We start from the raw sequence: 13,986 nt of genomic DNA, 5'->3' as shown, positions 1-13,986 counted from the left end.
CTCCCGGATCAAATGTGTGATTCCCGACATACATTCTCTTCTTCGAGGGGCCTCTCCCTGCGCTCTACATCCAACCTCTGAAGACTTTGCCCAGGGAAGTCTTCGATATCAGCCCTTTTTAACACTTTCACAACCGTTTTCACTAATATTTGAATGTCCATCCAAAAAGATCGGTGTGCTACATAGTAAACATCCAAAGCAAACCGATTTTCCCAGTTCACATAATTCCTACCTTCAACTTGAGCCAGCCCCGTTATACCAGGCCTCACTTCATGTCGTCTTGATTCCTCAGTTGTATAATAAGGTAAGTAAATTGGTAATAGTGGACGTGGACCTACGAGACTCATATCTCCTTTTAAGACATTAATTAATTGAGGAATTTCATCAAGGCTCAGTTTTCTAATCCACCCACCCAATTTAGTCATCCTTGCTTCATTGGATAACAACTTTCCTTTATCATCGGTTTCATTAGTCATGGTCCGAAACTTATAGATAGTGAAAGGTTTCTCATTATGACCAATCCTTTGCTGAGTGTAGATGACTGGAGAACCAAGTTTCCATTTTATTAGTAGTGCAGTGAAGATGATTATTATGGAAAGTAAAACTAAAAGAAATGTACTTATCATTAAATCAATGGTACGCTTCATTCTTCCATCTCCTTTTGACTCTAGTGGCTCATTAGTTCTCAATAAAGAACGTAAGGGTAGTAAAGTTTTATTAAAGCGGCGCCTTTGTTTTTACATTCCATAAGAATAATAATCAGCTTGACTATTTTTCACATCATTCAAGACAGACCCAAAGTATGTTAAATTACATGGTTTCAAGAGTTCAACTGCTTTTTGAATAGAATCCACTTTTACTTTTTTACTTCTTGCAACTAATAGAGCCCCGTTACACATCTGCCCTAAAATTTGGGCATCCGTCACTGCTAATAAAGGTGGGGTATCAAGCATGATCAAATCATAATGCTTCAAGCATTCATCAAGTAGTTTTTTCATTCGATCTGAACCAATTAATTCTGCTGGATTACTTGGGATCGGGCCAGACGGAAGAATATCCAATCCTGTGACCTTACTCGGTTGAATGTGTAAATCTTGTGGCCAGGTTGAATTATTTAATAATGCATTGCTCAAGCCCATTCTATTGTCCAAACGAAAGGTATAGTGTAGAGATGGAATGCGCAGATCACAATCTATTAACAAAACTTTTTTTCCTTGTTGGGCGAATGAAATGCTCAAGTTAGAAACTGTTAGAGATTTTCCTTCCGATGCATTAGCAGATGTTACCATAATTTTATTGATTTCCTTGTAATTCGATGCAATTTGCAAATCCGTACGTACGGCTCTGTATTGTTCAACCATGGGAGAGTGGGAATCAAAGTTTGTGATTAACGCATAATTTTTATCAACCAATCCTTTTCTTCTCTTTAACATTTATTTTATCTCCTCTCCTGTCAGCTCCAACATTACTTATATCTTCCTTCATTTTTTTATTTTTAATAGTTGAAATTACACCGACGACAGGAATATCTATGTTGATTTCCAAATCTTTACGTGTCCTAATGGTGCGATTCATGTATTCTTTTATTAGTGTGAGACCAATCCCAAACCCAAGACCTAAAAATGAACCAATGACCATTTGCAGCACTGGGTTAAGATTTGTGGGGGTAGGGTCATTCTCTATTCGGGCAGGTGATAATACATGCACATTGTCCACATTCATTAATTTTGTTATTTCACTTTTGAATACGTCTACCGTTTTGTTTGCGATTTTTGCAGCTTCTTCTTGGCTGTGGCCTGTAACAGTCACTGCAACAACTTGTGAATTTTCTGCATTTGAAACATCTAGTCGATTACTTAATTCTTCCGGGGTCTGGGAAAGATTCAATTCAGATCTTACATTGTCGAGAATGGCTGGACTTTTGATAACGACGTTATATGTGTTAATTAACTCTACGTTCGTTTGAATATCGTTCACGCTATATTGCATGGAGTTCTGGTCTGGTTTTGAATTAACAATAAATTGTGAGGTTGCTGTATAAGTTGGTTGGACGATGTAGTAACTAATGACACCGGTAGCTAAGATGAAAATTACCGTTGTAAAAATGATTAACCCTAGGTTCTTTTTAAGTAAGTACAGTACATCTCTTAGTGATTGTTCCAACTTTAGTAACCACCTTTTCTTAGTATTTGATCTCAATCAAATCGTTCTATATAAAGAATCCAACTATAAAAAAATATTCAAAAAGACTATAACCCTTCCAACATTCACTATACCCATGTGCTCCATCTGATCCTTTACAAAATAATCTTTCACCTTCAGATCATTCTGTTAAAGAAACAACGCCTTGACATTATACTAGTTTTAGTATATTGAAGTTCTTCATTGAGAACAAATCCCCAGATATACTCTATTATTTAGGATATAGACAATTCTCATCAAATACCGTCTTATTTCTTTCATTTTCTTACAATTACTTTTTTTCACTTCTGTACAACTTCCAAAAAACCAAGATGAAGAATAGTGTGCTTGAAAAAGTATTCGCAATGGCTACACCTAATAGTTTATATTTAAAGCACAATACAATGGAAAGAAACACTAAAGTTATACCATAAATATAAAATAATTCATTATACAATTTCACACTTAGTTGTCTCATTAATAGTGGCTTAAGGATATTTACCCCGCCCATTATTGCGGCCCCTAAACAAATCGGGATAAAAACACTCTCTATCTTTGAAAGGAAATCAGGATATAAGATCCTCACAAGTATAGGAGTTGTGATTATACTTACAGTAAAATAAAACATAATCACCACAATCGAACCATACAAATACCTATGAATTTTCACTTTGTTCCCACTATTTTTGGGAGAAAGTTTGCCAAGTATGAAATTGGAAAGAGGGTTAAAAATCAACCCACCTATTTTGGACGATATGGCGGCGGAGTAATAAATACTAACATTGGCACCACCTAGAATCGGGAAGATGATAAACCTGTCATAGTACATCAAAGAATATGAAGCGCCATTATTAATAACCAACTGATTAACATTACTTAAAGAAATATCACTTCTATCTTTAAATAGTTTAAAAAAATCAGCCTTATAAAGAGAATAGCTGGTAATAACAACAGATAGTAATTCTGCTATAAAGAAGACGAACAACCAATTTTGAAAAAAGAGGAAAAATACTAATCCTAAAACGATTCCTATAAAATAGAATACATTTTGTTTAAGAACCCAACTATGAGAGTCTAATAAACGGTACTCAGCAAGATAGAAATATCTGATACTTCCGAGTAAGCAAATGAATACGTAAATCAAACTGTCTAAATAACCACCAATGATAAAATAGTAAATCGCAAAACTAATGAAACTAATAAAAAGACAGCTTACATAAAATATTTTTAAATAATTATAGTTATAATATTTTTCATCCAGTAACCTTGCACTACCTATACTAAAACCAAACATAGAAGTTAGAATATTACTTATACCAAAAGCTAATACAATCTTTCCAAATTGATCAGAATCGTAAAATCTGGCTATGATCGGGAGGGCAAATAGTTGCTGAGCAAAGATAAGAAGTGAAAAAGAGAAGATATTATATCCAAATTCGAATATTATGGTTTTGTATTTATTCAATATCCCCTGCATCATGATCTTCACTCCCCTCTTGTTTCTTATCTTCTCGCATGAAAAGAAAATACCCATGATCAATCAAGAATCAATATTTTTGTCAAAATTGTTAGAATACATGATGGGAATGGTGATAAAGAAGATCCTAAAGATTGAATCTACATATCCCATTGAAAAAAAAGATGCACTTTCAAAAAAGCAGTAAAAGATCAACCCTAAGTAACCAGCCATATAGATTAACCCTATAGTTTGATCCCCTTTGTAAATGGTGAAGACTCTTTGGATTACAAATATAAACAATACGAAGTGAAGCAGTAAATCTATAATGCCCCCACCTACCAGGGTTTCTATATAAAAACTATGAAATTGGCTTGGATAACCCATCTTTTCCAGTAAACTTGAACTGGTTAGGTACCCTATCCCGAAAAACCAATTCATTCCACTTAACATTTCAAACCCAGTGTTCCAGATTTCACTTCGTCCACTGGTCCCTGCATCGGCTCGAACAAATAAATCCAGGAACATTTTCCTCATAGTACTATTTAGAATAAACAATGTAGCGATTGAAATGAAACTAAAAAGCAAAATGATCTGCGTCAGGATATAACGATGATAATGAATTACCAAAAACACTGTAAAAAAGATCAAAACGGACATCGTCACCGTTCTTGACAATGTTAAAAGTATATTGAACCCAATAATAAAAAAAAATAATAGATACATTTTTTTCTTGGTAGTAAAATACAGAAGAGCATTCGCTATAATACTAAAAAATAAAAATTGAGCGAAACTGTTTCTATTTACAAAAAAAGATTGGAAATTTACTTGATAGGAATTGGTAATTGTAGTTATCGCTAATAAGCTGGTGAAATTACTAATGACATTATAAAAGCAGGCAATTAAACCAAACACTACAATCATTAACATAAAGTGTTTTAAGCTTTTTTTAGATAAATTGAACTGGGTAGGGATACACACAAAGATTAGTAAAGCTATGAACCTCACAAATACATTAATATAATCAAATATGTTCACTGGTTGTCCTAAGACTGTCGCTAGATACAAGGTAAATCCTTGTGAGATTGAAAAAAATACAGCGACGATTAACAGGAAGTTGTTCGTTTCAATGCTTCCTTCCGTTGAAAAAAAGTACACGACTAAAAAGATTTGAAGTAAGAATCCAGCTCCAACGATTAGATTAAAGGCCATGCCCTCCGCTAAATCACTGTAAAAAGAAGAAACAAACAAAACAGGCAGCAAAGAAATAAAGATGCAACTATATAATACAGATCCCATTTTGTTAGTACCTGCAGGAATTGCGGTCACAAAATCCCCCCTCCCCAGCCGTTCTTTTCTGTTGAAAATCGTTTTAATTCACTATGAGTTTAGATATGATTTGAGGATACGTAGACTTTCTGTCGAACTTCTCTACAGCTAACTTCCTGTTGTTTTTACCTAGTTGTTCTCTTAAATCTTTGTTCTCACATAAACCTTTAATCGCATGCGCGAGATCATGTGGACTTTTATTTCCACAATTGACTCCTGCATTGTAGGTAGTTAAAAGCGCTCTGTACTCCGGAGATTCTTGGGTGTTTATTGTCGGTAACCCAGCTGCGGCATAATCACCCACTTTATTAATGATGCTGCCGGCTGATTTAGATTTAATCGGGTTTATAGCAATGTCACAACAATTCAACACACCAACCATACTTTCATAGCTGAGTCTTCCAGTGAACTGAACATGCACATTTTTTTGTGCGGCATACTTTTCAAAATCTGACTGCTTTGGGCCATCCCCCATAACAATAAATTTAATGTTATGGAACCTTTCTTCATTTAATATAGCTAGAGCATCAATAACATAACTTAAGTCGTAACTATGACCCAATGTTCCAATATAAGCCAACCAAATTTCATCTTCTGGTTTCTCAATAGGGTTCTTCCTCGCACACTCATCGAAATAGGATAAATCCGTACCTAAATACACGCTTAATCCTTTTTCCAGTTTTTCATTCGCTGAAAGAGCTCTCTTTAAATAAGTATCAGAAACAGCTACTATATCGTCGGCAGCATTATAGATATAGTCTGCCTTGTTATTCATTGGTTTGAAGGTCAGATTACTTATCTTTGGAATATCAAAAACCATTTTAAAAGCTTCCGGCCAAAGATCTTGAACATCAATGATAAACCTAACCTTATTCTTTCTCGCATATTTGGCTGCTACATACGCTGCATCCAGTGAAGGGATCGCACAGTAGATGACATCTGGTTTTTTTCTGGTTTTCAAGTATCTGCTCAAACTTTTACTAAACGTTTGATGACTATAAAACCTCATTAATGACACATTCTTTTTGTAGCCTCTTTCTTTCAGCATCGTTAAGTTGTAATTCAACTGATCTAACTGTTCTTGACTTACTTTACGTTGACTTTTATCTCTGTGAGAAAACTTGGTGGTAATGATTTCAACTTGGTTCCCATCACTTGCCATCATATCGGCAATATAATCGAACCTGCCATTCGCGTGTTCCCCAGGCACCTGAGTAAAATGAGCAATAATTAGAACGTCTCTCATTTTATTTAACCTCCATATATAAAAAAATCATCCCTTTGTTCATAAGATCTGCTCCATGTTTTCGTCTAAACAGATGCAGCTATCAAATCTTAAATACACAAGGTTCTCTCTATAGTTCTCGTGATATTCTATCTTTTGTCCCATTAACAATTTAAATAAATTTGTACATGAATCTGCACCACTTAAAATACTCATGGGTGCTCCTCCACCAAACCTTGGATTGATTTCTATATACTTTATACCGTCTGTTGTTTTCATTAATTGAACGGTAATGTGGCCAATGGGTTTTAGAACATGAACGAGAGTCTTTATGTTCTCTATAATTTCAGGGTCTTTTATTATTTTTCCCTTTGATATTTCCCCACCACGTATAGCCATCCTTAACCTGGGCACGATCGTTATGATCGCCCCATCAAAATCTGTAAATACATCTACAGTAAACTCTTCCCCTTCTATATAATCTTGTAAAATAGGATCATCTAGTATGTCTTTATAAAGTTTCAATTCATTCGTCGTGCATACTTTAAACGCATTGACACTAGAACTCCCATATCTGGGTTTAATGAACGCAGGGAAGCTTATATCCCCTTTGATAATTTCTTCTTCTGAATAATATTTAGGAACTCCAAAATGATTCTCAGCCAAGAATCTTTGAGTCTCCATTTTATCTCTGCATATCTTTACAACTTCATGATCTGATACCATGACTTTTGCTTTGGTACTTTCCTCAATAAAATCTTTGCTTAAAGATAAGACCAGTAAGTCTGAATCGATCGTTGGTACAACTAAGGAAATATCTTCTTGAATACAAACATTGATAATAGCAGTTATATACTCTTCTGAATGAATGGAAGGGAGCTTGACCATTTGATCAGCGAAATACATAGCAGGAGCGGTATCAGAACAATCCCCTGTCACAATTTTACTTTTAATATTTAGATCTCGAGCGGCACTTTGGAATCTTTGAACCAATTCCACTCTTCTTCCAGCACTTAACAATAAGATGTTATATTCGCTCATAACTTTCCCCTCCATATCGAAGTAGACACGGCAGTTGTTCTCAACAAAGAATAAGCACATCTATCATATCGCCTTTCGTTCACTATAAAGAACTTAACGGTAGTATACTTGCTTGATTAGAAAATGCAAACTACTAAATCGTTCGATATAATGCAAAATATGACTGCTTTAAAAGAAAAATTGTTCATTATCTTCAGTTTTCTTACATTTTCTTTTAAAGAAAGAAAATACTGATTTTTCCTGTATAGATGATATCCTATTGCTTAGTGAATTAAGGATGAGACCATAAAAAAAAGACTCCGCAGAGTCAAATCTTACTTTTAGTCCATTCCATTAGCGCGTTAATGAGCAATCCAGTCGATATTCAAAACGTGTGATGATCCATTGGAAGCTCGCCTCCAAAATGCTACGGTTTGATCTCCTCCAGTATTCCAAACAATGTCACCATCTCTCCAGTAGCCTTCAGAAGGCATAGTTAAACTGGACCACCTTTTATGTTTATTGACGGTATCAATAATTGTATGATCCCTGATGGATTCACATTTCTCAACCTTCAAAAATTCAAAAGAATCTCCAGTGGTGCCATTTCCCGTATTTACTTGGTACTTGATATACTTAACTACCCCGTTTGGAACAGCAGGTACCCCAGTAAATTTAGTACCAACATTCGCACCAAAGCTATACGCTCCAGTACTTGTATTGAATAGCCCGCCTGCTAATGATGTAAAGTTTGTTTGTTCTTCTAAGATTATATTTTTATCTTCATCATAAGCGTATAAATATATTTCGAATAAATCCTGGTTTGATTTTGTAATGAATGAAATAGGTCTCCTTAATTCAATGAAGTCTGTTTCAAATAATGGAACATTCGATGCTTTAATCGTTAAATCCGATTCATTCCTAGTCAATGTTTCCAGTTGGTAATTGGCAGAATAATGATTAAGATGATAAATCAATTCTTTCCTGAAGAACGTGTCAATATTAGAAATGACATGATTATTAATTCCAAAATCTGTGTACTCAATACTCGTTGTATCTCTCAGGTATTCAAATGGGGAGTCAAAATAACTCTTATATAAAACATTATTAGACGATCCTGATCCAAACGTTATACTATTCGTCCCTTCCATCCTAACGTCATAAAAATAATTAGAGCTTCCATTTACCAAATTCAGAGTAAAATTCTCAAGCATCGTTCCATAAAAAATATTATTATTATGATTGTAATTACCATTAATGGAAAGAAGCTGAAATCGACCACCATAAAATTTATTCTCATTGATCCACCCGTCCGCATTTCCTTGTGAATCCATTGTAAACGTATCTATCTTTCCAAGTATAAAGGTGTTATAAGCAATAAAATCTTTACCAGGTATGTCGCCATAAGCATAAAGTTCTAATTCGTCGGCCTTTAATACTTCTATCTTGGAAGAATTCAAACCCACTAACCTCAACTTCCCACCCCTGATATTTGTGAATCTCCAGTCTACAGGAGCGAAGTTTGAGTTGTAGCTGATTTCTAATACTTTTCCTGAATCCATATTTACTGTTCCCTCGAAAACAATACGCGTAATTCCATCAATATTAATACTTTCAGCTAGATTGTAATCTCCCTGGGGTAAATATAATGGAAGATTATTCGTTCTTGCATAATCTATGGCATCTTGAAACGGCTGGGAATTATCAGGGCCATCAGAAACTGCACCAAATTGTTCCTTTATATTCACTACTTCCCACTTAGAATTCGTATTAGCTGTTATTCTAGTATCCAAGTCTTCTATATCATCTTTATTCGTTGACGAAAGATTTTTTTCGCCATCAAACCAACCATTCTCAAAAAGCGTTAAAAGAAGTGAGTCCATTGCTTCTGCACTTGGTTCATTACCAGAACCAAATGAAGCCGTCAAATCAATAGCGATAACATTTTTCACAAAAACCGTATCCCATCCGCCATTCCTGTTATCAAATACCGACACGTACTTCAAATTAGATTGTGAATCCACATGAGATAACCTCTCATATGAACCACTACCCGTATGGTACTTGAGGGGGTCAAATGTCCTTCCTAAAGCAACTAAATTAGACGTAGACTTCACTTGAGCACTCCTGTAGATTAAATGACCGTCTGGAAAATCAATGGTCTGAAAAACCCTTCCACGATTATTGGAGGCAACAAACGATAATTCATTACTTGAAGATGAGGTGATCGCAGCTGCAATACTTCGCCAACCTCCTGTACCCCCACTAAAATCCCCATTAGAAACTAAGTTGATGATTGAGGTCTCAATACCCATGTGCATCCCCCATTATTTCTTAAAATGTATTCTCTCTACATCTGTTCGTCATAATCATTCGAAATTAAGGCACCTGTAAAGGAACTGGTAAGATTAAACATAATATCTTGCCAATAATATTTACTCCTCCATTCTGCCAATTAGACCCTTCCCCCTGTAAAAAGAAACATCGAATATCAGAACACACCATACAGAAGGAGCATATGTAACTAAGGGGAAGTGTGCATTTTGCACTAAATGATTAATAAAATGGAAGATAACGGAATACAGAAAGGTGTATATACACTCCTGATTATAATTTATAAAGAAGAACAGTCCAAAATTACCATTTCATCTACTTATCTACTATAATAAGACCTACTAAAGAAGGAGGGACTACTTTGAAAAAAATCTTTTTATTATTTTTCGCAATCTTTGTACTCATGACTATTCCAGCACTCACAGTGAGCGCTTCGGAATCATACCCGGATTTAGATCAGGTACCATGGGCCAAGAGTGAGATCTTGTATTTAAGCGATCATGGCATCATCAGCGGCTATCCCGATGGATCATTTAAACCGAAGGAAGAAGTGACTCGGGGCCAAGTAGCCTTAATGGTGATCAAAGACTTATATTCAGAAACTGCTCCGCAACAAAGCAATCCATTTGTGGACGTTCCAAAGGGCAAGTATTATACGGATGCGGTTCGTGTCGCGTATGAAAAAGGAATCATTTCTGGATATCCAGACCAAACTTTTAAACCGAATGCATACATAACTCGAGCTGAAGTGGCTCTCATTGTAGACCGTGCGTATTCCATTAATCGTGAAGGAAACCCTAAGGGATTTAGTGATGACCATACATTCCCATGGGCACAGGAAAGTATTTTGGACTTAAATTCTAAAGGGATTATTAGCGGATACACGGATGGAACTTTCAAACCAGGAAATGATATTACGCGTGCTGCATTTGCCAAAGTGTTAGGTGCGACTATCAATCCAGAGTTTCGTGTACCAGGTTCACCTGCACGATTGGAAACTTCGTTTGACGGCCTTCACCGTTCTTATAAACTTCGGGTCTTTGCAGATCATGAGAAAACGACAATCAATGACTTGCCTTGGGCTGGAGCCAACGAAGGGGACATTCTCTATTCAGGCTATTATGAAATGACATTACAACTAGGCGACTCCTCGCCGATGGATCAAAAAGTTGCCATTGGGGACTTTACTTACAACGAATCACAAGAAAATTTGTATGTCCTTGATAGTAACCCTGATGTATTAGTTGCAACAGAAGTTCAGAGCTCCAATGTGACGTGTGGACAATTATTCTATGCTAAAAATGGAGAGATGAATAGAATTGGAGTTATGGATACAGATAACTCTATGTTCTGCTTCGCACAAGACGGAATCAAGCATGTAAAAGAAAACCATTTCCAAACCATTATTTATAACAATTCAACCTGGTCATTCTTTATTAATGATTGGGAAATTAATTTTGAAAATGGAGCAGCCACGAATACAGCAACCTATGAAGTCAAAGACCAACAAGGATGGAATGTCTTTGACCGTTTCATGAATGATCCTGATTATTATTACAATCCTTAAACATTCCCTTTCTCAACAGAAACAGCGTAGCACCCTAAATAGGATGCTACGCTGTTTCCATTTCATCATTTTTAAGATTACTCTAATCCATTTATTGCTGACTTTAGTTTACTATCCACTTCCTCATTTCCAAGTTCATAAAATACCAAGATGTTTTTATGCGTGTACTTTTCGTGTTCAACGACTCCAGCTGCAGCTGATTTTTCTTCAAAATCATCCATTCCTTCTTTTCGTTCATCTGTAGATGGAAATACATAAATAGAAAGTGTATCACCATCTATAAAAAATGCTTCGGGCGAAACACCGTTTAACTCTCTAGTGAAAGCATTGAAGCTTGGTAAATCTGCATCCTCTAGAACCAATCCTTGATCTGTGATAGCGATTTGCACCTCTTCTAGTATGATAAGGGCTTCATCTGCTACGCTGTGTTGGCTGCAAGCACTAAGAGCGAAAATGATGAATACGTAAAAGAATATCTTTTTAATCATATAGTTACCTCCTGTGAATATCCCTCCTGACCTTAAGTCATCTAGAAGACCAATACATATGAATAAACCTAAAATAAATAGCGTAGTATCACCCACAAGGAGTTCGATACTACGCCATCCTTCAGTTCGCTAATACGATTAGAGAAGCCAACAACACCTATTAAACCATAGTACTTCGCTTTCCTACAGTTTCCTTACACTTTGAGTTAAGTTGTAAAAAGGTGGAGGGGGAATCTATTATTGTTTCAAATTAAATCCATATAAATACTCGACCAACTTGTTAAATTCATCATCAGAGGAACACTCGATTTGTAGATCAATAAAAGTCATCACAACTTCTTCATCCTCAAACGGGAAATGGCTGTTATCTACATTGGTTAGGATCTCCCGCTTGGATAATCCCTTTTTAAGTAAAACATCAACGGCCTGCTTCATCGAAGATACTTCTGCCATGTGTATGCCCCCTTATTTGAAATCTTTCCTCGCTTCTGCATTCATTCGTCAGGTTCTTTTGAATGTTAGGAATAGCGAGGATGACAAGAATTAAAATAGATTCTTGTACTACATATTTACTACACGATTCATCCAAATTCCTGCTTATCCTAGAAAACGACTTTTACAATTAAGAACAAACCTAGGTAATGATCAAACACATAAGCTTCAAAAAACATAATCACATATAAAGTCGAAAAAGATATGAAACACCAGTGAAACCCCCTGCTGTTATGCTGTCTTTTCGTTTTCTAATACGCTTGAGATTAGGCACCAAATAAAATTAATTTTCACACTTTTCTATAAAATGCATTGACACTGATCCTTTCCCTTGCTAACATGGCACTTAACCAAATAACGAAAGAACATCTTATCCAGAGAGGTGGAGGGACTGGCCCTGTGAAACCCGGCAACCGCTATATTCATAGCATGGTGCCAAATCCTACTGAGTGAACGCTCAGGAAGATAAGAGATTTACATAATCTCGAGCCTCTCTATCCTTGATAGAGAGGTTTTATATTTTCCAATTAAATACTTATTTCTTATCCAGAGAGGCAGAGGGACTGGCCCGTTGACGCCCGGCAACCATCAAGCATTAGCTTGATAAGGTGCTAATTCCTGCAGGAGATGTTCCTGGAAGATAAGAAGAGCCAAGAGCCCTCTTCTTATTTCTTGTGAAGAGGGCTCTTTCTATTTTAGAAAAAGGAGTGGCTACATAGATGAGTACTGTACTTTTAGATGGCATCCGTACCCCTTTCGGAAAGTGGAAAGGGGCTTTGAAGAAAAAATCCGCAGCAGAACTTGGATCGCACGCGCTAAACGCTCTACTTGAGAGAAATCCGATAGTCAAACAGGCGGATGGTGTGCTTCTTGCCCAAGTAATCCAGGCTGGGGGTGGCCAAAACCCTGCCCGGCAAGTCGCTTATAAGTCAGGAGTAGACATCGGTTCACCCGCTATCACATTGAACAATGTCTGCTTAGGAGGAATCGCTACAATCGCGGATGCCTCCCGCAGGCTGCAATTGAACGAGGGAGAATTATACATCGTCGGTGGATTCGACTCGATGACGAACGCTCCTCATACCGCTCCTGTACGTGCTTCTTCAGGACTCGGTCATAGCATCCTCAAAGACACGTTACTGAACGACGGTTTATGGTGCGCCTTAACCGATGTCTCGATGGGAGCTCTCACCGATGAGAAAAACCGCTCCTTCGAAATCAGTCGTGAGGAACAGGATGAGTATGCCGCTCTATCCCAGCAACGAGCATCTCTTGCTCAGGAAAAAGGATGGTTCCAACCTGAAATCGCTCCTTTTACAGGATTACTCGGGGAAGATGAAGGCATCCGCAAAGAAACGACAGTCGAAAAGTTATCCAGCCTCTCCCCCGCCTTTTCCAATGAAGGCACGATTACGGCAGGCAACGCTTCTCAAATGACGGACGGGGCGAGTATTGGGATCGTTACCACCAAAGAGAAAGCAGAATCACTCGGACAGAATCCTCTTGCCGAAATGATCGACTGGTCAGAGATTGCCGGACCAGATCCGAGTTTACAAACCAAACCATCGCAAGCGATCCAGGAACTATTAGACAGACACCAATTGACGACCGAAGATATCGATCTATTTGAAATCAATGAAGCTTTTGCCAGTGTCGTGATTGCGAGCTGCCGGGATCTTGGCATCGATTATGACCGGGTCAATGTCAATGGTGGCGCGATCGCTCTTGGTCATCCATTAGGCGGCACAGGCTTCCGGCTCGTTTTGACCCTTGCTCATGAACTGAAACGGCGCGGCGGAGGAAAAGGCATCGCTTCCCTTTGCGGCGGTGGCGGCCAGGGAATGGCCATCTTAATTGAAGTTCCTCATTCATAACTCGAAAGGAGACAAACCCA

Annotated in this window: 12 protein-coding genes and 2 riboswitches; of the genes, 2 read left to right on the top strand and 10 right to left on the bottom strand. The window is 37.2% G+C overall.

The features are described 5' to 3' along the window. Nucleotides 1-8 precede the first annotated feature (8 nt). From ACQ4XT_RS08590 to ACQ4XT_RS08555, 8 genes are all read right to left on the bottom strand, one after another. The gene (locus ACQ4XT_RS08590; RefSeq protein ID WP_446853323.1) at nucleotides 9-647 is read right to left on the bottom strand and encodes a sugar transferase; all 639 of its coding nucleotides are present in this window, start codon (nucleotides 645-647) and stop codon (nucleotides 9-11) included. Nucleotides 648-737: 90 nt separating this feature from the next. Then, nucleotides 738-1,433 carry a CpsD/CapB family tyrosine-protein kinase gene (locus ACQ4XT_RS08585; protein WP_446853322.1) on the bottom strand — a complete coding sequence of 232 codons (696 nt, stop codon included), beginning with the start codon at nucleotides 1,431-1,433 and terminating at the stop codon, nucleotides 738-740. Next, a complete protein-coding gene (locus tag ACQ4XT_RS08580; RefSeq protein ID WP_446853321.1) occupies nucleotides 1,405-2,163 on the bottom strand; it encodes a YveK family protein in 759 nt (252 codons plus the stop codon). Before ACQ4XT_RS08580 ends, ACQ4XT_RS08585 begins: the two co-directional genes overlap by 29 nt. A gap of 310 nt (nucleotides 2,164-2,473) precedes the next feature. Further along, nucleotides 2,474-3,670 (bottom strand): MATE family efflux transporter, encoded by a 1,197-nt coding sequence (locus ACQ4XT_RS08575; RefSeq protein WP_446853320.1) that lies wholly within the window; start codon nucleotides 3,668-3,670, stop codon nucleotides 2,474-2,476. A gap of 51 nt (nucleotides 3,671-3,721) precedes the next feature. Further along, nucleotides 3,722-4,966 carry an O-antigen ligase family protein gene (locus ACQ4XT_RS08570; protein ID WP_446853319.1) on the bottom strand — a complete coding sequence of 415 codons (1,245 nt, stop codon included), beginning with the start codon at nucleotides 4,964-4,966 and terminating at the stop codon, nucleotides 3,722-3,724. 43 nt (nucleotides 4,967-5,009) lie between these two features. Further along, entirely contained in the window at nucleotides 5,010-6,212 is a 1,203-nt protein-coding gene (locus ACQ4XT_RS08565; protein ID WP_446853318.1) for a glycosyltransferase family 4 protein, read from the bottom strand. A 39-nt stretch (nucleotides 6,213-6,251) separates the two neighbouring features. Then, complete coding sequence (locus tag ACQ4XT_RS08560) at nucleotides 6,252-7,232, bottom strand: ATP-grasp domain-containing protein (protein ID WP_446853317.1); 981 nt, start codon at nucleotides 7,230-7,232, stop codon at nucleotides 6,252-6,254. Between the two features lie 341 nt (nucleotides 7,233-7,573). Continuing rightward, the gene (locus tag ACQ4XT_RS08555; protein ID WP_446853316.1) at nucleotides 7,574-9,526 is read right to left on the bottom strand and encodes a hypothetical protein; all 1,953 of its coding nucleotides are present in this window, start codon (nucleotides 9,524-9,526) and stop codon (nucleotides 7,574-7,576) included. A 380-nt stretch (nucleotides 9,527-9,906) separates the two neighbouring features. Here ACQ4XT_RS08555 and ACQ4XT_RS08550 point away from each other — a divergent pair, with 380 nt between their 5' ends. Next, nucleotides 9,907-11,112, top strand: a complete 1,206-nt coding sequence (locus tag ACQ4XT_RS08550; RefSeq protein WP_446853315.1) for an S-layer homology domain-containing protein — start codon at nucleotides 9,907-9,909, stop codon at nucleotides 11,110-11,112. 77 nt (nucleotides 11,113-11,189) lie between these two features. Here the strand turns inward: ACQ4XT_RS08550 and ACQ4XT_RS08545 are convergent, their stop codons facing one another. Continuing rightward, nucleotides 11,190-11,600 (bottom strand): hypothetical protein, encoded by a 411-nt coding sequence (locus tag ACQ4XT_RS08545; RefSeq protein ID WP_446853314.1) that lies wholly within the window; start codon nucleotides 11,598-11,600, stop codon nucleotides 11,190-11,192. Nucleotides 11,601-11,837: 237 nt separating this feature from the next. Further along, nucleotides 11,838-12,053 carry a hypothetical protein gene (locus tag ACQ4XT_RS08540; RefSeq protein ID WP_446853313.1) on the bottom strand — a complete coding sequence of 72 codons (216 nt, stop codon included), beginning with the start codon at nucleotides 12,051-12,053 and terminating at the stop codon, nucleotides 11,838-11,840. Between the two features lie 406 nt (nucleotides 12,054-12,459). Then, nucleotides 12,460-12,564, top strand: a riboswitch (SAM riboswitch). A 67-nt stretch (nucleotides 12,565-12,631) separates the two neighbouring features. Further along, nucleotides 12,632-12,739: riboswitch (SAM riboswitch) on the top strand. A gap of 72 nt (nucleotides 12,740-12,811) precedes the next feature. Between ACQ4XT_RS08540 and ACQ4XT_RS08535 the strand changes: the two genes are divergently transcribed. Continuing rightward, a complete protein-coding gene (locus ACQ4XT_RS08535; RefSeq protein ID WP_446853312.1) occupies nucleotides 12,812-13,966 on the top strand; it encodes an acetyl-CoA C-acyltransferase in 1,155 nt (384 codons plus the stop codon). Nucleotides 13,967-13,986 lie beyond the last annotated feature (20 nt).

This window comes from Halobacillus sp. 12SKB, from assembly GCF_052941655.1.
Note: the sequence above shows the minus strand (reverse complement) of the source record. Positions and strands in the feature narration are given on the sequence as shown.

Bases quoted from the DNA above. Each gene is read 5' to 3' on its own strand.
- ACQ4XT_RS08565 (WP_446853318.1), bottom strand. From the start codon at position 6,212: ATGAGAGACGTTCTAATTATTGCTCATTTTACTCAGGTGCCTGGGGAA.
- ACQ4XT_RS08590 (WP_446853323.1), bottom strand. From the start codon at position 647: ATGAAGCGTACCATTGATTTAATGATAAGTACATTTCTTTTAGTTTTA.
- ACQ4XT_RS08585 (WP_446853322.1), bottom strand. From the start codon at position 1,433: ATGTTAAAGAGAAGAAAAGGATTGGTTGATAAAAATTATGCGTTAATC.
- ACQ4XT_RS08545 (WP_446853314.1), bottom strand. From the start codon at position 11,600: ATGATTAAAAAGATATTCTTTTACGTATTCATCATTTTCGCTCTTAGT.
- ACQ4XT_RS08535 (WP_446853312.1), top strand. From the start codon at position 12,812: ATGAGTACTGTACTTTTAGATGGCATCCGTACCCCTTTCGGAAAGTGG.
- ACQ4XT_RS08560 (WP_446853317.1), bottom strand. From the start codon at position 7,232: ATGAGCGAATATAACATCTTATTGTTAAGTGCTGGAAGAAGAGTGGAA.
- ACQ4XT_RS08540 (WP_446853313.1), bottom strand. From the start codon at position 12,053: ATGGCAGAAGTATCTTCGATGAAGCAGGCCGTTGATGTTTTACTTAAA.
- ACQ4XT_RS08555 (WP_446853316.1), bottom strand. From the start codon at position 9,526: ATGGGTATTGAGACCTCAATCATCAACTTAGTTTCTAATGGGGATTTT.